Origin of the sequence: Nocardia sp. NPDC049737, from assembly GCF_040674755.1 — a bacterium.
GTDB lineage: Bacteria > Actinomycetota > Actinomycetes > Mycobacteriales > Mycobacteriaceae > Nocardia.
The window spans coordinates 191,917-213,536 of sequence record NZ_JBFANH010000004.1; the positions used below are offsets into that span (position 1 = coordinate 191,917).

Annotated in this window: 25 protein-coding genes; 4 read left to right on the forward strand and 21 right to left on the reverse strand. The window is 65.8% G+C overall.

Annotation, left to right across the window (positions count from 1 at the left end; translation table 11 throughout):
* Positions 1–136: 136 nt before the first annotated feature.
* Complete coding sequence (gene rlmN, locus AB0J47_RS07655; protein WP_364341675.1) at positions 137–1,246, reverse strand: 23S rRNA (adenine(2503)-C(2))-methyltransferase RlmN; 1,110 nt, start codon at positions 1,244–1,246, stop codon at positions 137–139.
* 329 nt (positions 1,247–1,575) lie between these two features.
* Between rlmN and AB0J47_RS07660 the strand changes: the two genes are divergently transcribed.
* Entirely contained in the window at positions 1,576–1,839 is a 264-nt protein-coding gene (locus AB0J47_RS07660; protein ID WP_364341677.1) for a lipopolysaccharide assembly protein LapA domain-containing protein, read from the forward strand.
* Between the two features lie 63 nt (positions 1,840–1,902).
* On the opposite strand, the gene AB0J47_RS07665 is transcribed toward AB0J47_RS07660, so the two are convergent.
* From AB0J47_RS07665 to rpsB, 5 genes are all read right to left on the reverse strand, one after another.
* Complete coding sequence (locus AB0J47_RS07665; protein WP_364342032.1) at positions 1,903–2,769, reverse strand: phosphatidate cytidylyltransferase; 867 nt, start codon at positions 2,767–2,769, stop codon at positions 1,903–1,905.
* 599 nt (positions 2,770–3,368) lie between these two features.
* Positions 3,369–3,926: a ribosome recycling factor gene (frr, locus tag AB0J47_RS07670; protein ID WP_364341680.1), complete on the reverse strand. Its 558-nt coding sequence runs from the start codon at positions 3,924–3,926 to the stop codon at positions 3,369–3,371.
* Between the two features lie 49 nt (positions 3,927–3,975).
* Positions 3,976–4,704, reverse strand: a complete 729-nt coding sequence (gene pyrH, locus AB0J47_RS07675; protein WP_364341682.1) for a UMP kinase — start codon at positions 4,702–4,704, stop codon at positions 3,976–3,978.
* 249 nt (positions 4,705–4,953) lie between these two features.
* A complete protein-coding gene (gene tsf, locus AB0J47_RS07680) occupies positions 4,954–5,778 on the reverse strand; it encodes a translation elongation factor Ts (protein WP_364341684.1) in 825 nt (274 codons plus the stop codon).
* A gap of 170 nt (positions 5,779–5,948) precedes the next feature.
* Complete coding sequence (gene rpsB, locus AB0J47_RS07685) at positions 5,949–6,782, reverse strand: 30S ribosomal protein S2 (protein WP_364341686.1); 834 nt, start codon at positions 6,780–6,782, stop codon at positions 5,949–5,951.
* Between the two features lie 365 nt (positions 6,783–7,147).
* Here rpsB and AB0J47_RS07690 point away from each other — a divergent pair, with 365 nt between their 5' ends.
* The 3 genes from AB0J47_RS07690 to AB0J47_RS07700 all read left to right on the forward strand — a co-directional run bounded on the left by AB0J47_RS07690 (position 7,148) and on the right by AB0J47_RS07700 (position 8,827).
* Positions 7,148–7,687, forward strand: coding sequence for a hypothetical protein (locus tag AB0J47_RS07690; protein WP_364341688.1), 540 nt, complete (start codon positions 7,148–7,150; stop codon positions 7,685–7,687).
* 6 nt (positions 7,688–7,693) lie between these two features.
* Positions 7,694–8,239 (forward strand): M23 family metallopeptidase, encoded by a 546-nt coding sequence (locus AB0J47_RS07695; RefSeq protein WP_364341690.1) that lies wholly within the window; start codon positions 7,694–7,696, stop codon positions 8,237–8,239.
* A gap of 69 nt (positions 8,240–8,308) precedes the next feature.
* Positions 8,309–8,827, forward strand: coding sequence for a DUF1990 domain-containing protein (locus AB0J47_RS07700; RefSeq protein WP_364341692.1), 519 nt, complete (start codon positions 8,309–8,311; stop codon positions 8,825–8,827).
* A gap of 155 nt (positions 8,828–8,982) precedes the next feature.
* Here the strand turns inward: AB0J47_RS07700 and AB0J47_RS07705 are convergent, their stop codons facing one another.
* The 15 genes from AB0J47_RS07705 to AB0J47_RS07775 form a co-directional block, all read right to left on the reverse strand.
* Entirely contained in the window at positions 8,983–9,348 is a 366-nt protein-coding gene (locus tag AB0J47_RS07705; RefSeq protein ID WP_364341694.1) for a hypothetical protein, read from the reverse strand.
* A 76-nt stretch (positions 9,349–9,424) separates the two neighbouring features.
* Positions 9,425–11,320, reverse strand: a complete 1,896-nt coding sequence (locus AB0J47_RS07710) for an alkyl sulfatase dimerization domain-containing protein (protein ID WP_364341696.1) — start codon at positions 11,318–11,320, stop codon at positions 9,425–9,427.
* Between the two features lie 48 nt (positions 11,321–11,368).
* The gene (locus AB0J47_RS07715; RefSeq protein ID WP_364341698.1) at positions 11,369–11,677 is read right to left on the reverse strand and encodes a DUF202 domain-containing protein; all 309 of its coding nucleotides are present in this window, start codon (positions 11,675–11,677) and stop codon (positions 11,369–11,371) included.
* Complete coding sequence (locus tag AB0J47_RS07720) at positions 11,674–12,039, reverse strand: DUF202 domain-containing protein (protein ID WP_364341700.1); 366 nt, start codon at positions 12,037–12,039, stop codon at positions 11,674–11,676. The genes AB0J47_RS07715 and AB0J47_RS07720 overlap by 4 nt, the downstream gene beginning before the upstream one ends.
* A 162-nt stretch (positions 12,040–12,201) precedes the next feature.
* Positions 12,202–12,930, reverse strand: a complete 729-nt coding sequence (locus AB0J47_RS07725) for an acetoacetate decarboxylase family protein (RefSeq protein ID WP_364341702.1) — start codon at positions 12,928–12,930, stop codon at positions 12,202–12,204.
* Positions 12,931–13,256: 326 nt separating this feature from the next.
* On the reverse strand, positions 13,257–14,177 hold the full coding sequence (locus AB0J47_RS07730; protein ID WP_364341704.1) for a tyrosine recombinase XerC: 921 nt from the start codon (positions 14,175–14,177) through the stop codon (positions 13,257–13,259).
* A gap of 373 nt (positions 14,178–14,550) precedes the next feature.
* Positions 14,551–15,702, reverse strand: coding sequence for a DNA-processing protein DprA (gene dprA, locus AB0J47_RS07735; protein ID WP_364341707.1), 1,152 nt, complete (start codon positions 15,700–15,702; stop codon positions 14,551–14,553).
* A 686-nt stretch (positions 15,703–16,388) separates the two neighbouring features.
* Entirely contained in the window at positions 16,389–17,897 is a 1,509-nt protein-coding gene (locus tag AB0J47_RS07740; protein ID WP_364341709.1) for a YifB family Mg chelatase-like AAA ATPase, read from the reverse strand.
* Entirely contained in the window at positions 17,897–18,253 is a 357-nt protein-coding gene (locus AB0J47_RS07745) for a YraN family protein (RefSeq protein ID WP_364341711.1), read from the reverse strand. Before AB0J47_RS07745 ends, AB0J47_RS07740 begins: the two co-directional genes overlap by 1 nt.
* 180 nt (positions 18,254–18,433) lie before the next feature.
* Positions 18,434–18,739 carry a DUF2469 domain-containing protein gene (locus tag AB0J47_RS07750; RefSeq protein WP_011210678.1) on the reverse strand — a complete coding sequence of 102 codons (306 nt, stop codon included), beginning with the start codon at positions 18,737–18,739 and terminating at the stop codon, positions 18,434–18,436.
* A 46-nt stretch (positions 18,740–18,785) separates the two neighbouring features.
* The gene (locus AB0J47_RS07755) at positions 18,786–19,574 is read right to left on the reverse strand and encodes a ribonuclease HII (protein ID WP_364341713.1); all 789 of its coding nucleotides are present in this window, start codon (positions 19,572–19,574) and stop codon (positions 18,786–18,788) included.
* 43 nt (positions 19,575–19,617) lie between these two features.
* Complete coding sequence (gene lepB / locus AB0J47_RS07760; protein ID WP_364342034.1) at positions 19,618–20,361, reverse strand: signal peptidase I; 744 nt, start codon at positions 20,359–20,361, stop codon at positions 19,618–19,620.
* Positions 20,362–20,467: 106 nt separating this feature from the next.
* Positions 20,468–20,809, reverse strand: coding sequence for a 50S ribosomal protein L19 (gene rplS / locus AB0J47_RS07765; protein WP_011210681.1), 342 nt, complete (start codon positions 20,807–20,809; stop codon positions 20,468–20,470).
* Complete coding sequence (locus AB0J47_RS07770; RefSeq protein WP_364341716.1) at positions 20,806–21,288, reverse strand: hypothetical protein; 483 nt, start codon at positions 21,286–21,288, stop codon at positions 20,806–20,808. Before AB0J47_RS07770 ends, rplS begins: the two co-directional genes overlap by 4 nt.
* Positions 21,285–21,608, reverse strand: coding sequence for a hypothetical protein (locus AB0J47_RS07775; protein ID WP_364341718.1), 324 nt, complete (start codon positions 21,606–21,608; stop codon positions 21,285–21,287). Before AB0J47_RS07775 ends, AB0J47_RS07770 begins: the two co-directional genes overlap by 4 nt.
* Positions 21,609–21,620: the final 12 nt, after the last annotated feature.

Consider the following 21,620-nt stretch of genomic DNA (forward strand, 5'->3'; position numbering starts at 1 on the left):
ACTCACCTGCGAGGACCGGCGCTACGCTCAGATGTCGCGCCGAGATTCTGGCCGACCTGGACACCGTGGACGCGTGCAGCAGCGTCATCGACAGGTGCCCGGCTCTGGATCAACCACTGTGACTTCGGGGGACTGCCTAGCCCTCTGCGGCCAGCTGTCCGCAGGCGGCGGCGATTTCCTGGCCCCGCGTATCGCGCACCGTGCACGGCACGCCCTGTGCGTTGACGCGCCGAACGAATTCCTGCTCAACGGGTTTCGGGCTGGCATCCCACTTGCTGCCCGGCGTCGGGTTCAGCGGGATGACGTTCACGTGCACACGGGAGCCAAGGGCCTTGTGCAGCTTGGCGCCGAGCATATCCGCACGCCACGGCTGGTCGTTGATATCGCGGATCAGCGCGTATTCGATGGACACCCGACGGCCGCTCTTATCGGCGTAATAGCGGGCGGCATCGAGGACCTCGGCGACGGGCCAGCGGTTGTTCACCGGCACCAGGGTGTCGCGCAGTTCGTCATCGGGGGTGTGCAGCGAGACCGCGAGGGTGACCGAGAGGTCCTCGTCGGCGAGCTTGCGAATGGCCGGAGCCAAGCCGACGGTAGAAACGACCACGTTGCGCTGAGAAATACCGAAGCCGTCGGGCGCGGGTGAGGTGATGCGGCGAACCGCGGCGACCACCCGCTTGTAATTGGCCAGCGGCTCGCCCATGCCCATGAAGACGATATTGGACAAGCGGCCCGGACCGCCCGAGACCTCACCATCGCGCATAGCGGCGGCCGCGGCACGAACTTGGTCGACGATCTCGGCGGTAGAAAGATTGCGATTGAGCCCACCCTGGCCGGTGGCACAGAACGGGCACGCCATACCGCAGCCTGCCTGGCTGGAAATGCACAGGGTGGCACGGTCCGGATAGCGCATCAGCACGCTCTCGAGCAGGGTGCCATCGCCCGCGCGCCACAGGGTCTTTCGTGTCTCGCCGCCATCGCACGCAACATGCTTGACCACCGACATCAGCGGCGGAAACAGCGCTGCGCCGATCTTTTCGCGCACCGCGGCGGGCAGGTCGGTCATCTGGTCCGGGTCGGCCTGCAGGCGGCCGTAGTACTGGCGCGCGATCTGATCGGCACGGAACTTCGGCAGACCGAGCTCCTCGACCACGGCCTTGCGCCCGTCGGCATCGAGGTCGGCGAGGTGCCGCGGCGGCATGCCACGGCGTGGAGCATCGAAGACGAGGGGCAGGGAGACGGTCATAATCTCTCCAGTGTCCCATCTCGCGTATGCGGCCCGGACCGAAGGTGACCATCACGACGCCCGACGCGACGAAGGTCACGTGCGATCAGGGCGGGTGAGCAGCCCCTGCCTCGACATAACGACATACCGGTCAGCGCCCAGAAATGCGTGCACCCGGGATAGCGATCGGCAATGATCGAAGTATGACCAGTCACGCCGAGTCGTCCGAGCCGGAGCGCACCGATGATGTCGCACCTGCGTCGACGGGCCGTGAGACGGTCGAGCCGACCGACCGTAGGACGGTGGAACCGACCGACCGTAGAACGGTGGAACCGACCGACCGTAGAACGGTGGAACCGACCGGTCGCAAGTCGCTGGCGAAGAGCCGGACCGGTGACACCTGGGTCGCACTCGTCGCCGCGACGCTGATCGGGATCGTGCTGCTGATCTTCATCCTGCAGAACCTGGAACAGCAACGGGTGGATCTGTTCTTCTGGAGCTTGTCCCTGCCGGTCGGCATCCTGGTGCTGCTGTCGGTGATCGCGGGCGCACTGGTGATGGCGCTGGTCGGCGGCGTGCGGATCATTCAGCTTCGGCGGGCGGCGAAGCGGTAGTACGCGGTTCGCACTTACCGCCCATTCTTGCGTCGAAAATTCAGCTCGAGAATGGACGCTGACTCAGATCAAAGTGGACAGCACCAACCAGGACACGAAGGCCGATGGCAGCATCGAGTCGAGGCGGTCCATGATGCCGCCGTGGCCGGGCAGCAGAGTGCCCATATCCTTGATGCCCAATTCCCGCTTGACCTGGGATTCGATCAGATCGCCCACGGTCGCCACCAGCACAAGGCCGACGCCGAGCACCACGCCGATCATCGAATTGGCTTCCAGCAGCAGGGTGACGGTGAGCAGACCGCCGATCACGCTGAACACCAGCGAACCGCAGAAGCCCTCCCAGGACTTCTTCGGGCTGATCGCGGGCACCATCGGATGCCGCCCGAACAGCACACCCGCGACGTAACCGCCGACATCGGAGCAGACCACCAGAATCATGAAGGTCAGCACCCGCAGATTACCGTCGGGCTCGAGCAGCAGCAGCGTCGCGAACGAGGCGAGCAGCGGGATCCAGGCCAGCGTGAAAATCGTAATCGCGGTGTCGCGCAAAAAGTTTCGCGGCGCGGTACGCAAGCCGTGATCGAAAAGTCGCCACACCATGCAGATCAGTGTGGTCGCGGCGAAGGCACCCGCCACGCCGCTGGCGCCCCACGGCCAGCCGAGCCAGAACACCGCCTGACCGCCGACGATGAGCGGGATCCGCGGGACCAGGACATCCGCCTCCCGCAGCCGCTTGGCGACCTCCCAGGTGGCGACGCCGACTCCGGCGGCCGCGACGCCGATGAATACCTTCGGCACGAACAGCAGGATCGCGATGAGCGAGAGACCGAGGCCGAAGCCGACGGCCAAGGCGGCGGGCAGATTGCGGCCGGCACGCGAGGCGGGGGCTGCGGGTTCCGCCGAGTTCTCTTGCTGGACGGCGGGATTCACCGGCGCGGTCGAATATTCGGGGTTCGCGGATCCGTCGCTTTCGGAGCCGGGCGTCACCGGCCCCCAGGTCGAGGGCCCATCGGTGGCGGTTCCTGGGATCGCGGTGCTATTGGTCGCGGATCCCGGTGCCGCGGGTCCATCGGCCGCGGGTTCCGGTGCCGCGGGTCCATCGGCCGCGGGTCCATCGGCCGCAGGCCCGGGTGCCGGGGGTCCACCGGCCGCAGGCCCGGAACCAGCGGGTCCATTGGCGGAGCGTCCCGGTGTCGCAGGTCCATCAGTCTCGGGAACGGGCGCTGAGGGTGCGGCGGTCGAATCTCCCGAAGTCGCGGGCCGACCGGGCGAGGCCACCGGCGAACCGGATTCCCGACGCGCAGCCTCGGACGCAGCGAAGTCGGTGCGCACAGGTTCGGGAGGTGCGGCTTCGGGAATCGCGGCATCGACCGCGCGCCCGTCCGTCGCATCAACTGTGCCGTTGGCCGGCCTCGGCTCCTCGGCCGCACCGGTCGCGGCGGCGTTCTCGGCCACGATTGTCCCGTCGCTCAACTCGTCGTTCCGTTCGTCCCCCGCCCGGGCGGGCCTGAAAGATCCGGCCTCGGACCTCAGACCTCGAGCAGTTCAGCTTCCTTGTGTTTGACCAGTTCATCGACCTGGCCGACATATTTCGCGGTGGTCTTGTCGAGCTCCTTTTCGGCGCGCCCGACCTCATCCTCACCCGCCTCGCCATCCTTCTGGATCCGCGACAGTTCGTCCATGGCCTTACGGCGGACATTTCGAATCGAGACCTTGGCGTCCTCGCCCTTACCCTTGGCCTGCTTGGCCAGTTCGCGGCGCCGCTCTTCGGTCAGCTGCGGAACCGAGATCCGAATGATGTCACCGTTGTTGGTGGGGTTGACACCGAGATCCGAATTGCGGATCGCGGTTTCGATCGCGCCGAGCGTCGACTGCTCATACGGTTTGATCACCACCATCCGCGGTTCGGGCACGGAAATGCTCGACACCTGGGTAATCGGGGTCGGCGAACCGTAGTAGTCGATGACAATCCGTTGGAACATACCCGGATTCGCCCGACCGGTACGGATGGACCCGAGGTCGTCCTTCGCCACCGTGACGGCCTTCTCCATCTTCTCCTCGGCGTCGAAGAGCGCTTCTTCAATCACGACCGTTTCCTCCACAGCGTCGTCATCGTCATGATCCGCGGGCGCGGGGTCAGGACCGAACCAAGGTGCCGATCTTCTCACCGGCGACCGCACGGGCGATATTGCCCTTCGTCAACAAATTGAACACCAGCATTGGCATCTGGTTGTCCATACACAGGCTGAAGGCCGTCGCGTCGGCGACCTTCAGATCACGCTCGATGACCTCTTTGTGCGTGATTTCGGTGTACATGGTCGCGCTCTCGTCGACCCGGGGATCCGCGGTGAAGACCCCGTCGACGGCCTTGGCCATCAGCACCACGTCGGCGTCGATCTCCAGTGCGCGCTGGGCGGCGGTGGTGTCGGTGGAGAAGTAGGGCATGCCCATGCCCGCGCCGAAGATGACCACACGGCCCTTCTCCAGGTGCCGCTTGGCGCGCAGCGGCAGATACGGCTCGGCCACCTGGCCCATGGTGATCGCGGTCTGCACGCGGGTGTCGACGCCCTGCTGTTGCAGAAAGTCTTGCAGCGCAAGGCTGTTCATCACGGTGCCGAGCATGCCCATATAGTCCGAACGGGCGCGTTCCATACCGCGCTCCTCGAGTTCGGCGCCGCGGAAGAAATTGCCACCGCCGATCACCACGGCCACCTGAACACCGCTGGAGACCACCTCGGCGATCTGCTCGGCGACCGTCTGCACCACATCGGGGTCGAGCCCGACCTTGCCGCCACCGAACATCTCCCCACCCAATTTGAGGAGCACCCGGCGATATCCTGGGCGGTCGGTCCCGGGGTCCGTCATGGGTGTTCGTCTCCTTCGGCGATAGATTTCGGTCTGTCGACACAGCACGTGGGCCGGATGGCAACGCGGAGGCTCAATACGGAGCGCCCTTATCCTGCCCTACTCGGATTCGATGTGGGTAGAAGACCCCCTCGGACGCAACGAACCAGCCCGGTCAGGCTCGGGAATTGCGGATGAACGGCCAGCGTCCGGACAGGCGAAACCCCTCGTACACCGTATCCGGCGCACGAGGGGTTTCGCGGGGCGTGATCAGGCCTGGCCGACCTCGAAGCGGGCGAAGCGGGTCACGGTGACACCGGCCTCCTCCAGCAGCGCCTTGACGGTCTTCTTCGAATCGGTGACCGATGCCTGCTCCAGCAGGACGACATCCTTGAAGAAGCCGTTGACGCGGCCCTCGGTGATCTTCGGCAGCGCGGCCTCGGGCTTGCCCTCTTCCTTGGCGGTCTGCTCGGCGATGCGGCGCTCGTTCTCCACCACGTCGGCCGGCACATCCTCGCGCGTCAGGTACTTGGCCTTGAGCGCGGCGACCTGCATGCCGACCGCACGCGCGGCCTCGGCGGCGGTGTCACCCTCGCCCTGGTACTCGACCAACACGCCGACGGCGGGCGGCAGGTCGGTGGCACGCTTGTGCAGGTAGACGGCGACGGGGCCGTCGAAGGACGCGACCCGACGCAGCTCGAGCTTCTCGCCGATCTTGGCGGCCAACGCCTGCAGCGCATCGTCGGCGGTCTGGCCGCCCAGGTCCAGGGCCTTGAGGGCGTCCAGATCGGCCGGCTTGGCGGCCGCGGCGGTGGTCACGATCTTGTCCGCCAGACCCTGGAATTCGGCGTTCTTGGCGACGAAGTCGGTCTCGGAGTTGATCTCGATCAGCACGCCGCCCTTGGCGGCGACCAAACCTTCGGCGGTGGCGCGCTCGGCGCGCTTGCCGACGTCCTTGGCACCCTTGATGCGCAGCACCTCGACGGCCTTGTCGAAATCGCCGTCGGTCTCGACCAGCGCGTTCTTGCAGTCCATCATCCCGGAGCCGGTGAGCTCCCGCAGCCGCTTCACGTCAGCGGCGGTGTATGTCGCCATGGGTGGCGCTCCTCCTGTGTGTTGTTTCGGGTGGTAACACCACCTTGCCGACCGCTCCTATCAGGAGAGGTCGGCAAGGTGAACAAACGCCCGCGGTGGCAGCTACGGGGCCGGAGGCGGCAGCTCGCGTCACCATGTAGGCACCCGCTGCCACCGCCATCAGGCACCGATCAGGCGTCGGCCGGAGTGGCGGGGGCCTCGGCGGCAGCCTCGGCCTCGCTCGCGGCGGGGGCGGCCTGCGCGAGCAGCTCCTGCTCCCACTCGGCGAGCGGCTCGCCCGCACCGGCTTCCGGCTTCTCGTCACCGGAGGAGATACCGGCCCGCGCCTGCACGCCCTCGGCCACCGCGGAGGCGACGACCTTGGTCAGCAGAGCGGCGGAACGGATCGCGTCGTCGTTACCCGGGATCGGGTAGTCGACCAGGTCGGGATCGCAGTTGGTGTCCAGGATCGCGATGACCGGGATGTTCAGCTTGCGCGCCTCGCCGACGGCGATGTGCTCCTTGTTGGTGTCGACGACCCAGATGGCCGAGGGCACCTTGGCCATATCGCGGATACCGCCGAGGGTGCGCTCCAGCTTGTTCATCTCACGCGTGAGCATGAGGATTTCCTTCTTGGTGCGACCCTCGAAGCCACCGGTCTGCTCCATCGCCTCGAGTTCCTTGAGGCGCTGCAGGCGCTTGTGCACAGTGGAGAAGTTGGTGAGCATGCCACCCAGCCAACGCTGGTTGACGTAGGGCATCCCGACGCGAGTCGCCTCGGCCGCGATCGACTCCTGGGCCTGCTTCTTGGTGCCGACGAAGAGGACGGTGCCACCGTGGGCGACGGTCTCCTTGACGAACTCGTAGGCCTTGTCGATGTAGGTCAGCGTCTGCTGCAGGTCGATGATGTAGATGCCGTTGCGATCGGTGAAGATGAACCGCTTCATCTTCGGGTTCCAGCGCCGGGTCTGGTGTCCGAAGTGTGCGCCGCTGTCGAGCAGCTGCTTCATTGTTACGACAGCCATGGTGCCGTATCCCTCTTTCGTTGCCGGTTGCCGCGGCGAATCGGTGATCCGCCGCCCTGGCGCCTCCGGATCATCGGACCCGATCGCTAGGATCAGGACCAGCCGATGATTCCCTGCTTCGCATGCACTGCCGATTCACGAAGTCGAGCTCCGGTTCGAACAGCGCCGTTACGAGCAAGCATGGGGTGGCGCGCGAAGTCGGTCAGTGCAGGCACAGACCGCTCGACCAGTCTACGGGCTGAGGGGGTCAGTTTCTAAATCGCCCTGTCATGGGTCGAAACGAGCCCTCTCCACAACCGAGCAAGTTGTCCACACTCGCCGAAGCTAGGGTACTGCGGGCGTCATGCGCGGCCGACGCTTGAAGCATGAATCGCATAGCTATCTCGATAACCATGCTCATCCCACCGCTATTCCTGCTGTCACTGGTTCTGGCACAGCCGGTTTCGACCGCACCACCGAACAGCTCGACTGCCGCGGCGTTGCCTTGGGGTCCGCTGGCAACCACTGGGCATGATGGCGGTTTCCCTGGAACGGAAGTCGTGTTCGGGGATTGCACGGGTTCGGCTTGTTCGGCGGGTGGCGGACTCACGTGGATGCCCGATCCGCTTCGGGTTGCACCGCTCGTTGTGAATGTCGCGCCCGACGCACTCCGTGTCGATATCGCACCAGATGCACACCGTGCGGACCTCGCACTCAACGTGCCCAATGTGGACAGCGCGTTAGAGGTACGTCCGACTGAAGGGGTACAGACGCCGATCTCTGCGGAGGGCGCGACGCCGCTCGCCACCGATATCGCGCGTCGGGGCGGTACCGGATCGGCGAGTTCGTTGCCGCGGGTTTTCAGCGATCTGCTGTCGCGGCTGCTGGATCTGGTTCAGCGGGCTCCGCTCCCGCTGCGGCGCTGATCTCGGATGCATCGCCTCGGCTGGGTCGGCGGGGTCTATCGTCGGCGCCTGATTTCGATCATCCTCGGCGTCGTCGCTCTGCTGGGACTCGTTGCGGAGCAGTCGGTTTCGGCTGCGCCACACGGGGAGTTCAGCTGGCCGCTGCAACCACGGCCCGCAGTCGAGCGGCAGTTCGACAAACCGGCGCAGGACTGGCTTCCTGGGCATCGTGGTGTCGATCTGGCAGGTGCGCCTGGGCAGGCGGTCTTCGCGGCCGGTGCGGGAATCGTGGTGTTCGCGGGAACGGTCGCGGGCAAACCAGTTGTGTCGATCGACCATTCCGGCGGTCTTCGCACGACATACGAGCCGGTACAAGCCGAGGTTTCGGTGGGCCTGCGAGTTGCGCGCGGAATGCGAATCGGCACCTTGGAGGCAGGACACGAAGGTTGCGTGGCGGCGGCGTGCCTGCATTGGGGTGCGAGACGAGAAGCGAGTGGGCACAGCCGACGTGAGTACATCGATCCACTCGGACTACTGCACCCGACTCCCCTGCGACTGAAGCCCGTGCCATGAATCAGGGGCCGAGCAGCGGGTTCGACGGGCGCCCTTCCGTCGTGACCGTTCCGGGACGAGGATCGGGTTATGGGATATGCGCTCGGAGATCCGCCGTTCACCTATACCGAGGTCGGCGCGACGAAGGGGGTGTCACCTGCGGGCTATCACCGGTTTCGGCTGCGCCGCCGCATCGGATCCGGGCGGGCGCTGTTCGAGCGCGCTGGTGCGGAGATCCTGGCATATCGAATGCAGAAGGGCACCGGCATCTTTCGGGAGGCCGACACACCGACCGCGGAGCCAGGGACGGGACTGACGGTGCGGTTGGGCATCGGTCCGGTCGGCATCACCGCACCGTGCCGGGTCGTGTACGTCCTCGACGAACCCGACCGGCGCGGCTTTGCCTACGGCACGCTGCCCGGACATCCGGAAATCGGCGAGGAACTCTTCGCCGTCGAATACGACACCACCGACGCCGCCGTCTACGGCGTGGTCACGGCCTTCTCCCGCCCGGGGGCCTGGTACGTCCGGCTGGGCGGACCGGTGGTTCGAGCCATTCAACGCATCATCGCCGGAAAGTACATCGATACCCTCCCGACCTCCGCCTAGTATCCGTCCACCGCTTATTCGACTGCGGCACAGCCGAATTCGGTGCTATTTCCTCGATGGCCAACACGAAAACCTGCGGGTGATCGACGTGCTTCGCAGCCATCCGGGCCTCGCGCCCACGGCTCTGCACGTACACAGCACCCGGCGTCGGGTACCTAGAGCTGCACCTCGAGCGCGGCAGCTTCGGCGCGCAACAGATCGCCGTGATCGGAGCGGCCGAGAGCGTCGTATTCGGCGGCGGCATGCTGTCGGTCGGCGATTTCGGCGCGGACGATCTGTTCGATATCGGCCTCGGTGAGATCGCGGCGGCGAGCTTCGGCGGCGCCGAGTCCGACCGCACTGGTCTCGATGGCACCGGCCTTGATGTCCACGGTGTCGATGGCTTCGGCGTTATCGATGGCACCGAGGGCTGAGCGCAGCCCGGAGATCGCGCTGCGGTCGCGGGTCTTCATCGCAGCGGACAGCGCAGTGCGGAGGCGCTCACGCACAGGTACGGATTTGTCGATGGCTTCCGTGGACATGGTCGCCGACCATACGTGCCCGGACCTCGCGCGTCGAGCGATTTAGTCGATCGGCACACAAGGTCCCGGCACGATCTCACGGGGTGACGATGGCGAAGTCAGGATCCGGCGCGTCGATCACACCGACCACCGAGTTCAGCCCGCTGGGATTCCCGGCAATGGCGATATCGCCCGCGGCGACCAGTGCGCCGAGGTTCTCGCCTGCCAACAAGGCTCGAATCAGGATCGCCCTCGTCAAGGTGAAAGATGCGTCCGGATCGGGTATGTCGGCGCCGTCGGGCTTGTCGTAGTGGACCAACAGGCCGTTGCGCAGTTCGAGGCGGTAGGTGCGTTTTTCGTCGGTAATATGCCAGTCGATCACCACGCGCAGATTCCACGCCTTCGGTCCGTCGATGCGCAGCGCGATCACATCGAAAATCTGCTCGATGGTCAGCGCCTCCAGCATCGTGGGCGCAGTTGTCGTCGGGCTGCCAAACGAGCCGTTGCGCAGCTCATATGCTCCGCTGAGGTAGAAGTTGCGCCAGGTGGCGTTCTCCGCACCATAGCCGAGCTGATCGAAGGTGTTGGCCTGCAGTGTTTTCGCCGCCTCGTTAGTCGGGTCAGCGAAGATGACGTAGTTGACCACCTGGGCGACCCACCGGTAGTCGCCCGCGTCGTAAGCGGTTTGCGCCTTGCGCAGCACCTCGTCGGCACCACCCATGAATTCCACATGGCGCCGCGCGGATTCGACCGGCGGATGCTCCCACAGATGCGCCGGATTACCGTCGAACCACCCCATGTACCGCTGGTAGATGGCCTTGACATTGTGGCTGACCGAGCCGTAATACCCGTGCGTGTGCCATGCATCGGCGATGGCCGGTGGCAGCTCCAGCATCTCGGCGATCTCACCACCCAGATATCCCTGATTGAGCCTGCGCACCGTCTGATCGTGCAGGTATCCATACAGATCACGTTGCAGCGAAAGGTATTCCACCAGCCGCTCGGTTCCCCAGGTCGGCCAGTGATGCGAGGCGAAGACCACGTCGGAATTACGGGCGAACAGATTGATCGACTCGGTCAAATACCTGGCCCACACATGCGGGTCACGCACCAGCGCGCCACGCAGCGTCAGCAGATTATGCATTGTGTGCGTCGCATTTTCGGCCATACACAGCGCGCGCATATCGGGAAAGAAGAAGTTCATCTCGGCGGGCGCCTCGGTGCCCGGGGTGAGCTGGAACACGATCCGGATCCCGTCGACCGTCTCCTCCTGGCCGGTGCCGGTGATATCCACCGTCGGCGAAATCAATGTGATCGTGCCCATCGACGTAGTCTGTCCGAGACCGGCGCCGACCTGCCCCTTCGGACCGCGCGGCAGCGCGGCGCCGTACATATAGGCAGATCGACGCCCCATCGCCGTTCCCACATAGATGTTTTCGGCAACCGCGTGTTCGAGGAACCCGGCCGGTGCGAGCACCGGACAGCGACCGGCCGCAACCTCGTCGACCGTCGTCACACCCATCGCACCGCCGAAATGGTCGGCGTGCGAATGGGTGTAGATCAATCCGGTCACCGGTCGATCGCCTCGGTGCGCGCGATACAGCGCCAGGCCCGCCGCAGCGGTCTCCGCCGAGATCAGCGGATCGATCACGAGCACACCGGTGTCGCCCTCGATCAGCGTCATATTCGACAGGTCGAGCCCGCGGATCTGATAGATACCCGCCGCGACCTCGTACAGTCCCTGCTTGACAACCAGACCGGACTGCCGCCACAGGCTCGGATTGACCGACGCCGGACAGCTTCCCTGCAGAAAAGCGTAGGAGTCGTTGTCCCACACCATCTTTCCATCCGGCGTGCGCACCTCCCCGGGCTTGAGTGCCGCGATGAACCCGCGGTCCGCATCCGCGAGATCGGCCGTATCAGAGGGCAGCGCGGCAGTCGCTCGTTGCTGCTCGGCGACGATGAATTCGCTCGGCTCGGTCGCAGTGCTCATATCCATCCTCCTGTGGTTGTCCGCCGAACATGTCCGGCCCGCAACGCATTAGGGCCGTGGATCCGTAAAACTGATAGCGGCCGCGACGCATGCGACGGCCAGCACCGCCAGCATGGTCGCGGCAATGGCTCCCCCGCCGTGGCCGAAGCGCCCCTGATGCAAGGCGCGATTGCGTGAAAAGGAAAGGGCCGCAACGGCTGCCATGGTGATCGCCGCGCCGGTCGGTGCGATGGCGACGGCGCGCCACCCGTGCATCGCGGCATGATTGACGAAAAGCGCGGCCACGACTATCGCGGCAACGGCGGTGCGCCGCCACGCCAAAGCGGTGCGTTCGGCGGCCAGACCCTTGGCGCTCATCGAAACAACACCACCACGCATGCAAATACCGACACGACGGCGATACCCGCCGACAGAATCGGCACCATGATCGTGTTGGGTAGCGGTTCACCGTTTCGCATGGCCCGACCGACGCGCCGCCAATGTCCATACGCACCGACCGCGATGATCACAGCGAGCACGATGCAGCTCATCGCGAGCGTGCGACGCAGCCCCGACATCCGCAGCGGCTGCACCAGCGTGTGCACCGCGACACCGCCCGCGAGCAGGCCGAGCGAGGTGCGCATCCAGGCCAGGAAGGTGCGTTCGTTGGCGAGGGTGAAGCGGTAGTCGATCTCGTCTTCCCCGTCCTCGGATTCCTCAGCGGGGGTGGGGAGGGTCATGCCGCCTCGGCTCGGACTGCGCCATGGTCGTCGTCGGAATTCACGGGCACCTCTGCATCGCTTGTCGGTTTCCTGCCGCATGCGAACGTTCCGCTACGTCAGGTTAACTACCGGCATTGCGGTCGTCTACAAAGATCGCGATCGCGTGTGCAGCGCTCCCGGTCAGACGGGTGTGGCGTCCTGGAAGGTCATCGCGAGCCGATCGACGGTCGAGGCCATGAGTGCACGCTTGGGTAATCCGAGGGAGCGCAATTCGTCGGCCCAGGCATGCTCGCCGAGGGACAGTTCTGCGCCACCGGGGCGAACGCGCATGCCGGACGGCTCCATCTGCCAATGCGTGCAGCGGGTGATCCCATCGATATGGGAGTAGGCGTCGAAGGAGGAGCCGCTACGGCGCTGCGGGACCGCGAGACCGGGGCGGATGGTGAGATCGACGATCAACTGTCCGCTCTGACGCAGTGCGCCACGTCGCACGCTGCCCTCGTGCTGTGCGTCGAAATCGGCGATTTCCTTGGGGAAACCCCAGATACCGCGGCCCGCCGCCAAGGTGAATTCACCGTCTACGGGGAGACGATGGATAAAGACACCCGCGCCACCGGTGGACAGCGCGCGCAGATCACCGAGCGTGCCGGTGGGTCCAGCGGTGTGGTGGCGGACCATGAACGACACACCGAACTCGTTGTACGGCCCGAGGTCGCCGTCGACGTAATCGACGAAAACGAGCGTGCACATCGCGCGACCGCCCGGCAGCCGAAGGATCTCCAGGCCGGAGTAGGCGATGAGTCGCTGCGCGGCAGCCGCCGATACCGAGTAGGTCGCCATAAATGCACGCGCAAGCCGAATCCGCACGGGCATCTGCACTTGCTTGCCCAGCACAACATGCGTACTCATCGGCCCCGCCCCGAGATAGCAGTGCAGCATGCACCGTCGACAAATCGTGCGGTGTTCACGAATCCTCCAAACTAGAACTCGTGTCAGAATAGACGCCATATCACTCTTGTCGCATCGCTTTCAGCTACAAGAACGCGTTTCAATTATCATCTGAGCCCGCGGTCGCTTCGATGGTCCTGCCCCGCTCGCACACCACTGTCAGCTGCACACTCCTCCCTGCAGCGGGGTGCGCAGCCGCTGTAAGCGGGTGGACGAGACATCCTGGTGGCCAGCGCCCCGATCCCGATCACGGCTTCCGGTGCAGTGGTCCTCCATCCCGAGGGCGGTCAGGCACGGGGGTGGGCTTGGTCGTGCACCTTCTTCAGGCGCTCGATGGAGACGTGGGTGTAGAGCTGGGTGGTTGCCATACTGGCGTGGCCGAGGAGTTCCTGTACTACGCGCAGGTCCGCGCCGCCCTCCAACAGATGGGTTGCGGCCGAATGCCGCAGACCGTGCGGGCTCATATCGGGTGCGCCCGGAATTGCCGAAACGACCTCGTGGACAACCGTTCTGGCCTGTCGCTGGTCGAGCCGTTTACCGCGACGACCGAGCAGTAGCGCGCGCCCGGAGTCGGCTATTGCCAGCGCGGGGCGGCCGTACCGCAGCCAATTCGCAATCGCCTCGTCGGCCGGTACTCCGAAGGGCACCGAGCGCTCCTTGTTGCCCTTACCGATAACGCGGACCAGCCGCCGTTCGCGATCGATATCGTCGAGATCCAGACCGCACAACTCACTGACCCGAATCCCGGTCGAGTACAGCAGCTCCACAATCAGCCGATCCCGCAATGCCATCGGATCGCGTTGTACCGCACCGGATTCCGCCGCATCCATAGCCGCGACAGCCTGCTGCGTACCGAGCACCGCAGGCAACACCCGATGCGCCTTCGGCGACCCGAGCCGCAACCCCGGATCGATGGACAGCCGCCCGGTGCTGGTCAACCAAGCGGTGAACGTCCTCGCCGAGGATGCCCGCCGCGCCATGGTAGTCCGGGCCACCCCACCAGCCGACTGTGCCGCCAACCACGACCGTAATAACGCCAAATCCATTTCCCGCACCGCCGAATCCGCCGACCGCGCAACCAAATGCCCCAACAACGACCGCGCATCCCCCACATACGCCCGCGCCGTATGCACCGACCGATTCCGCCCGAGCCGCAAATGCCGCTCATACTCCGCCAGCAACGCCTCGAGATCCTCCGGCAACTCCATCCCCCCACCGTCACCGCCGCCACCCCCCTTGGCAAGTGAGCACGCCGCAACGCCGCAGGTTTACCGCCGTGGACACGGTCTGCCGCATCATCGCGTCAACTGCATTTCTCCGAAATCGGCGGACGAACGACACCGAGCCACCGACTGCACCAGTCCGCGCCGATGCCGGTCCATGGCCGCGGAGATCGCGAAACGCCCCTCAGCTCACTCGAGCTGTCCCTCGTGACAGCGAGCGAGCTTCGCCACGAGGGCACCAGCACGGCTACACCCCCAGACGAGCGCGACTCGCTTGCTGCGAGCACGAGCCGCGCTGCCGAGCGCGAGCTCTCCGGGTCACTCGAGCGAGCTGTGATCGGCTCGGCGCGTGAATCGTTCATCGGCTCGGAGGATTCGCGGTTCGGTGCCAGCCGTTTTCGTCCATGCCCACTAGACCAACGAGTTCGAGGGCAGGGAGTATGGCACGGACGGTGGGGAGGTCCAGGCCGGAGTTTTCGGCGATAGCGCGGGGTTGGCGGGAGCCGATTTCGGGGAGGACGGCGTAGACCGAGGCTTCGTGGCCTTGTAATCGGTCGCTGGGCTCGGACGGCTGGCCGATTGGTAGTGACAGGCGTAGTGGGCCGGCTTCATCGATGACGTCTTCGGCGCGGGTGACCAGGAGGGCTTCACCTTCGCGGATCATGCGGTGGCAGCCTGCCGATGAGGCGGCGGTGACCGGGCCTGGGATGGCGAGGGCGGGGCGGCCGAGGCGGCGGGCCCATTTCACGGTGTTGCGAGCGCCGCTGCGCAGTCCGGCTTCTACAACGAGGACGCCGTCCGCCAGCGCGGCGATCAGGCGATTGCGGGCCAGGAATTGGTTCTTGTGGGCAACCGTACCTGGCGGGTATTCGCTGACTACCAAACCGGTTTCGGCGATCTCGGCTAACAGTCGCTCGTGCTGGGCCGGATAGGGACGATCGACGCCGCAGGCAAGGACGGCGATCGTCGGAGCGCCGACGGCGAGCGCGCAGCGATGCGCCATACCGTCGATACCGAAGGCGGCTCCAGACACGATTGTCCAGCCCTGTGCGGCCAGATCACCAACGATCTCGCCGGTGACGTGCTCGCCGTATCCGCTGCTGCACCGCGCCCCGACCACCGCGATCGCCCGCTCGCTCGACTCCGACAACGACTGCGGCCCACGCACCCACAATGCCAACGGCACCGCCCCGTCCCGATCGCGTCCCGGCTCGAGTTGGCGGAGCCCGAGCATCCGCCACGCCGGCCACTCCGGATCGTCCGGAGTCACCAACCGGCCACCCAGCCGCTCCATCACCTCGAGATCCCGCGCCGCACAATCGATCTTCCGTCGTTCAGCGGTCGGCCCGAGCAACGACCCCGGCAGCTCACACTCCCGTACCGCCCGCGCCGCCTCCACAACCCCGACCGACTCGATCAACGACGACAACGCCGCACACGGCCCCTGAACCACTCGCGACAAATACGCCCAAGCCAACCGCCGCCCATCAACATCCCCACTGGAAACCATTAGCTCCGAACTCCCCGAAGCCCAACCATCCAGATCCACATCCCCATGCCCCGAACCACGTGTGCGGTCTGTCCCCGCCCTGACATCTCCCGCCGCATCCGCCCTGCTGTCCACCAATGCGACCGGATGCGTATCACTTTCCACCGAGGTACCCGAGGTTCCCTTTGCCGCAGCCCCACTCGCCGAGGCAATAGATCCGCCGCATGCCCGCACCTCTACGCGATCCGAGACAACGTCCGAATCGCCTGTGGTACATGAGCTGTCGCCCGGCAACGGAACCGTGGTGGGAACGCCGCCACAGGCAGCTCGGTAATCCGAGGTGGCCATCGACTCGGCTGCACACCCGCCAGTGGCGGATGCACCGCCCGCCGCCGCCTCTGCGGGTTCGGGTGCAACGACCGCTCGCGTCGCGCAAGATCCGCTGCCCACCGGGGTGCGCATGGCACCGCTCGCGGGATGGTCGCCACGCGCCGTCAGTGGTGCCCAATCGGAGACATTGCCCGTCGACTCGCCCGGACACCCCACGGCAGCAAGGCAACTCGCTGCGGTCGCCGAGAGATCCGAAGCGGCCGCACCGATGTGCGCCGTGCCTGCGCACCCCGAGGCGTTTGCACTGTCGCCGATGTCTGGCGCAACGGACCTCATAACCTCACCGACGATCGGGCGCTCGGCTCCCGTCGCCCCGCTCAATGGGAGCTCCGTTGGCGGAAGTTCAAGGCGGCCAGTACGTCTTGGGCACTGGGTTGGTCGGCGTTGCGGAGGTCGCAGATGGTCCAGGCGACGCGGAGGGCCCGGTCGGCGCCGCGGGCGGAGAGGCGGCCCAGGCGGAGGGCGGCTTCGATGGGGGCGGTTGCTTCGTGGGGAAGTCGGAAACGTTGGCGCAGGATGTGGCCCGGAACTTCGGCGTTGTTGGACCAGCCGTAGTCCTTCCAACGTTGCACTGCGGCCTGCCGTGCGGCCGCGACTCGATGGCGCACGACCTCGCTGCTTTCGGCTTCCTCGGCGGCGAACGACGCCCCGGGGTGCCCGTGCATCTGAACCCAGATGTCTATGCGATCCATCAACGGTCCGGACAATTTGCCGAGGTATCGGCGGCGCGCGAGCGGGGCGCAGATGCAGTCGACATCGCGGGCGGGGGCACAGGGGCAGGGATTCGCGGCCAAGACCAGTTGGAAACGGGCCGGGTAGCGAGCCACTCCGTCGCGGCGCGCGATGCGAACTTCGCCCTCTTCCAAGGGCGTTCGCATCGCTTCCAGGACCTTGGTCCCTATCTCCGCACATTCATCGAGGAACAAAACCCCGCGATGAGCACGGCTGACGGCACCCGGACGTGCGGTCCCCGATCCCCCACCGACCATGGCGCTGGCCGAGGTCGAGTGATGCGGAGCGACGAAGGGCGGCATGGTGATCAACGGAGCGTCGTTGGAGAGCGCGCCTGCGACCGAATGGATAGCCGTCACCTCGAGCGCCTCGGATTCGGTGAGCGGCGGGAGTAGTCCCGGAAGACGTTGTGCCAGCATGGTTTTACCGATTCCGGGCGGCCCGGTGAGCAGCAGGTGATGTCCGCCGGCCGCGGCGACCTCCAATGCCCACCGGGCCTCCTCCTGACCGACCACCTCGCTCAGATCGCCGCCACAGCGCACGCTGTCTGGCAGCATGCCATCGGGCTCCACCAGACTGCCCTCACCGCGCAGCCACGCGACGACGGTGCGCAGGCTCGTCGCCCCGAAAACCTCGATGCCGTCGACCAGACCGGCTTCGGCCAGTGCGGATTCCGGCACGATCACCCGCGTCCAACCCGCATTGCGTGCCGCGAGCACCGCGGGCAGGATGCCGCGCACCCGGCGGACGCGCCCATCCAGCGCCAATTCCCCCAGCAATACGGTCTTTCCGAGCCGATCGGAGGGGACCGCGCCCGCCGCGTCCAGCACCGCGATCGCGAGGGCCAGATCGTAGACGCTGCCGATTTTGGGCAGTGTCGCCGGAGACAGTGCCAGGATCACGCGTCCATCCGGCCATTTCTCCCCGATATTCGCCACCGCGGAGCGCACCCGGTCACGAGATTCCTGCAGTGCGGTATCGGGCAAGCCGACCAGATGCACCGAAGGCAGTCCCTGCCCGATATCCGCCTCGATTTCGACCAGTTGGCCGTCCACCCCGCTCACCGCGACCGAATACGCCACCCCCAGCGCCATCAGAACACCGCTTTCAGGTGATCGATGACAGGTCGGTGGCCGCGGTGCAGCAGCACCGAAATCACGTCGAAGCGGATATCGCGCCACGGACCGTCCTGTTCGGACAGCCACACCAGCGCCAGCCGCCTGATCCGCTGCTGCTTATCGAAGGTGACCGCCTCGGCGGGCGTCCCGAACTTCGTTCCGGTTCGCGTTTTGACCTCGACGAAGGCAGTCACGCGGCCATCCCGGGCGATCAGATCCAGTTCGCCGTACTTGCACCGCCAATTCCTGTTGATGATCTCCATCCCGGCGGCCTGCAGGAATCGGGCCGCCAGTTCTTCCCCTTGTGCGCCGAGCGCCTGGTTTTCTGCCACCGGCTCAGCGTGCCCGGACCGCGCCCACGGCCGATGACAGCGACCTGCGCGAACAGAAAACCTGTGGATACCCGCTCAGCTGTGGACAACCCGAGGATCCAGCGCCTGTACTCCACCTACTTGTCGGTGCCCGATGCTATAGGCCCGAGCACCAACCACAGTCTGCGCGGACCAGAGCGTCTACTCGGGCAGCCGCAGATCCGGCTTCTCCAACTCCTCGATATTCACGTCCTTGAACGTGATCACCCGAACATGCTTCACGAAGCGTGCGGGCCGGTACATATCCCACACCCACGCATCGCTCATGCGCACCTCGAAGTACACCTCGCCGTCGGCGTTCTGCGGCCGCAATTCGACGGAGTTGGCCAGATAGAAGCGGCGCTCGGTCTCCACCACGTACGAGAACTGACCGACGATGTCCTTGTACTCCCGATATAGCGAGAGCTCCATCTCGGTTTCGTATTTCTCCAGGTCCTCGGCACTCATCGGGTGGGACGTCCTCCTTCTCGCCGCACTGCGTCTGCTGACATCATCATCGCGCATGCGCCGCATCGGTAGCCACTCGGCTATCCGGTTCGACGCCCTCCAGCAAAACCTCATCGGCCAGTTCCGCGTCGGCGTACTCCGCCGCGGCTACCGGCCGCAACCCCGCTGCCAGTCGCACATTGCGCCAAGATCGGCGGTGCTCACTGCTCGGTCCGAGCCGCTCCAGCGCGGCCGTGTGCTCGGGCGTGTTGTAGCCCTTGTGCGCGGCGAATCCATAGCCGGGGAACCGCTCGTCCAACTCGACCATCATTCGATCCCTGGTCACCTTGGCCAGAATGCTCGCCGCCGCGATACAGGCCGCGGCCGCGTCACCGCCGATGACCGGCAGCGACGGCACCGGAATTCCGGGCACCCGGAAGCCGTCGGTCAGTACATACCCCGGTGTCTGCCCGAGTCCGGCGATCGCGCGCCGCATACCCTCGATATTGGCGACGTGGATGCCGATCGAGTCGATCTCCCAGGCCGGAATGACGACGACCTTCCAGGCCAGCGCCAACCGGGTGATGACCGGGTACAGCTCCTCGCGCACGGATTCGGTGAGCTTCTTGGAATCGTCGAGTCCGGCCAGCCTGTCGTAGGCCTTCGGAGCGAGTAGACAGGCGGCGACTACCAGCGGTCCCGCACAGGGTCCGCGCCCGGCCTCGTCGACACCGGCGACCGGGCCGAGTCCACTGCGGATCAGCGCGGCCTCCAACGTGCGCAACCCACCGGCTCGACGCATCACCACACGCGGCGGCCACCCGTTGCCCGCAGTCGCGCCATTAGCCCTAGCCACTCGACCCTGCCCCACCATCCAATTATCCTGCGGCTCGCACCGATCAGTTCGTCTGGGGATCCTGTGCTTTCACCGGACCGATCCGGCTGGGCGGCCAGATCTTGAAGACCGTTTTGCCGCGCACATTGTCGATCGGGACGGTGCCCTGCAGGTTATCGCTGACGTGGGCGCGTGAATCGGCGGACTGGTTGCGGTTGTCGCCCATCACCCACAGGTTGCCCTCGGGCACCTTGACCGGGCCGAATACCCGCCCCGCCGGGTAGGTCGCGTTCTGCTGACCCGGGTACCACGGGTAGTCGTTCAGGACGTACGGCTCGTCCAACGGCTTGCCGTCCACCATGACCCGCCCCTGCGCGTCGCAGCACTGCACGGTCTGGCCACCGACGGCGATCACTCGCTTCACCAGATCGTTCTCATCCGGTGGCACGAGTCCGAAGAAGGAGAAGAAGTTCTGCACGCCGCGCACGACGACATTGCTGGACCGGATCGACTGGTAGCGGGTATTCCAGGACGGCGGACCGACGAACACCACGACGTCACCGGGCTGCGGCTCGCCCCAGTAGTAGCTCGGCTTCTCCACGTAGATACGGTCGCCGATGAGCAGCGTCTCTTCCATCGACTGGGACGGAATGACGTACGGGCGTCCAACAAAACTGACCATGAGTGCCGCGATGACCGCGGCGATGACAATCAGGACCGGCAATTCCTGCCAGAAGGGGCGCTGCTTGCGCTTCGAGCGCCGCGAGCGACGGCTCGTACCCTCGTCGTCCGAATCGGCCACCGTCATCGACCCACTTTCGTCTGCCACGCCGAACAGATTAGCCCGGCACCATGACTCACGTCCGGTGCCGGGCTACTGAAGAACTTTCGTGCCGGGCGGTACTGCTACCGGCTCAGCGCTTTTCCTTGATCTTGGCGGCCTTGCCGCGCAGATCGCGCAGGTAGTACAGCTTGGCACGACGGACGTCACCGCGGGTCACGACATCGATGTGGTCGATGTTGGGGCTGTGCACCGGGAAGGTGCGCTCCACACCGACACCGAACGACACCTTGCGGACGGTGAAGGTCTCGCGGATGCCACCGCCCTGACGCCGGATCACGACGCCCTTGAAGACCTGGATGCGCTCCTTCGAGCCTTCGATGACCTTCACGTGCACGTTGAGCGTGTCGCCCGGACGGAAGTCGGGGACGTCGCTGCGCAGCGACTTTTCGTCGACGAAGTCAAGGGTGTTCATTTCATCCTTCTGATGTTTGCGCGAGCAGAGGACCCTGGCGGCACTGGCGTGCTCGACCGGTTCATGCTCCGAATAAGGGGTGCTCCGTGGGCCGAACGCACCCAGGGCAACCTGTGCATTGTGCCAGATCGGCGGGTCGCAGGAAAAATCGGGCCCGGCTCATCGGGTGGCCGCACGGTGCCCGCGGCCGCCAAACGGTCGTTCTCCGGCGCGCTGAGTTCACCCACCCCGCCGGCTGCCATCCCCCTGAACCCGAAGGCCGCGCGCCGCCGAGTGTAGCCATAGGCCAACCCGCTGCGCGGATCCGCGAAGCCGTCGCTGCCCACGGCACCGGTGTGACCGAAGGCGTTCGCGCTCAGGTACGGGTAGTACAGGCCCTTGGCCTCGAAGCCGAGCGCATAGGGCGCGCGGTCGCCGCGAACGAGATCCGGGCCGGCGCTGTGGATGGTGGTCACCGCCGCGAGGGTGTCGGGCTTCAACAGCGGAGGGTGTCCGTCACGCCCGGAGATCGCGACGGCGTACATGGCCGCCAGTCCGCGGGCGCTGCCGACCCTCCCGCTGAACCTTGGCCTTGTGCACGTACGCCCGGATCGTTCGGCAGGGTCAGGACGTCCACGGGGGTGAAGCCGGTCGAGGTATCGCCGGTGACCTGCGGACCGGCCCACAGGTCGACCACCTGCTCACCGTGGACAAAGGCGGCGAGTTGAGCACCGGATTCACCGTTCTCCTCGGCGAACTCCTCGCGCACCCAATCGAATCCAGGCGCAACTGTGCCGTTTATCTCGATGATGTTGTCCATGATCGATTCCTC

Excerpts from the sequence above, each read along its gene's own strand:
- rlmN (WP_364341675.1), bottom strand. The coding sequence starts at position 1,246 with ATGACCGTCTCCCTGCCCCTCGTCTTCGATGCTCCACGCCGTGGCATG.
- pyrH (WP_364341682.1), bottom strand. The coding sequence starts at position 4,704 with ATGACGGACCCCGGGACCGACCGCCCAGGATATCGCCGGGTGCTCCTC.
- tsf (WP_364341684.1), bottom strand. The coding sequence starts at position 5,778 with ATGGCGACATACACCGCCGCTGACGTGAAGCGGCTGCGGGAGCTCACC.
- rpsB (WP_364341686.1), bottom strand. The coding sequence starts at position 6,782 with ATGGCTGTCGTAACAATGAAGCAGCTGCTCGACAGCGGCGCACACTTC.
- AB0J47_RS07690 (WP_364341688.1), top strand. The coding sequence starts at position 7,148 with ATGAATCGCATAGCTATCTCGATAACCATGCTCATCCCACCGCTATTC.
- AB0J47_RS07695 (WP_364341690.1), top strand. The coding sequence starts at position 7,694 with ATGCATCGCCTCGGCTGGGTCGGCGGGGTCTATCGTCGGCGCCTGATT.
- AB0J47_RS07700 (WP_364341692.1), top strand. The coding sequence starts at position 8,309 with ATGGGATATGCGCTCGGAGATCCGCCGTTCACCTATACCGAGGTCGGC.
- AB0J47_RS07705 (WP_364341694.1), bottom strand. The coding sequence starts at position 9,348 with ATGTCCACGGAAGCCATCGACAAATCCGTACCTGTGCGTGAGCGCCTC.
- AB0J47_RS07710 (WP_364341696.1), bottom strand. The coding sequence starts at position 11,320 with ATGAGCACTGCGACCGAGCCGAGCGAATTCATCGTCGCCGAGCAGCAA.
- AB0J47_RS07715 (WP_364341698.1), bottom strand. The coding sequence starts at position 11,677 with ATGAGCGCCAAGGGTCTGGCCGCCGAACGCACCGCTTTGGCGTGGCGG.
- AB0J47_RS07720 (WP_364341700.1), bottom strand. The coding sequence starts at position 12,039 with ATGACCCTCCCCACCCCCGCTGAGGAATCCGAGGACGGGGAAGACGAG.
- AB0J47_RS07725 (WP_364341702.1), bottom strand. The coding sequence starts at position 12,930 with ATGAGTACGCATGTTGTGCTGGGCAAGCAAGTGCAGATGCCCGTGCGG.
- AB0J47_RS07730 (WP_364341704.1), bottom strand. The coding sequence starts at position 14,177 with ATGGAGTTGCCGGAGGATCTCGAGGCGTTGCTGGCGGAGTATGAGCGG.
- dprA (WP_364341707.1), bottom strand. The coding sequence starts at position 15,702 with ATGGTTTCCAGTGGGGATGTTGATGGGCGGCGGTTGGCTTGGGCGTAT.
- AB0J47_RS07740 (WP_364341709.1), bottom strand. The coding sequence starts at position 17,897 with ATGGCGCTGGGGGTGGCGTATTCGGTCGCGGTGAGCGGGGTGGACGGC.
- AB0J47_RS07750 (WP_011210678.1), bottom strand. The coding sequence starts at position 18,739 with ATGAGTGCCGAGGACCTGGAGAAATACGAAACCGAGATGGAGCTCTCG.
- lepB (WP_364342034.1), bottom strand. The coding sequence starts at position 20,361 with ATGACGGTGGCCGATTCGGACGACGAGGGTACGAGCCGTCGCTCGCGG.
- rplS (WP_011210681.1), bottom strand. The coding sequence starts at position 20,809 with ATGAACACCCTTGACTTCGTCGACGAAAAGTCGCTGCGCAGCGACGTC.
- AB0J47_RS07775 (WP_364341718.1), bottom strand. The coding sequence starts at position 21,608 with ATGGACAACATCATCGAGATAAACGGCACAGTTGCGCCTGGATTCGAT.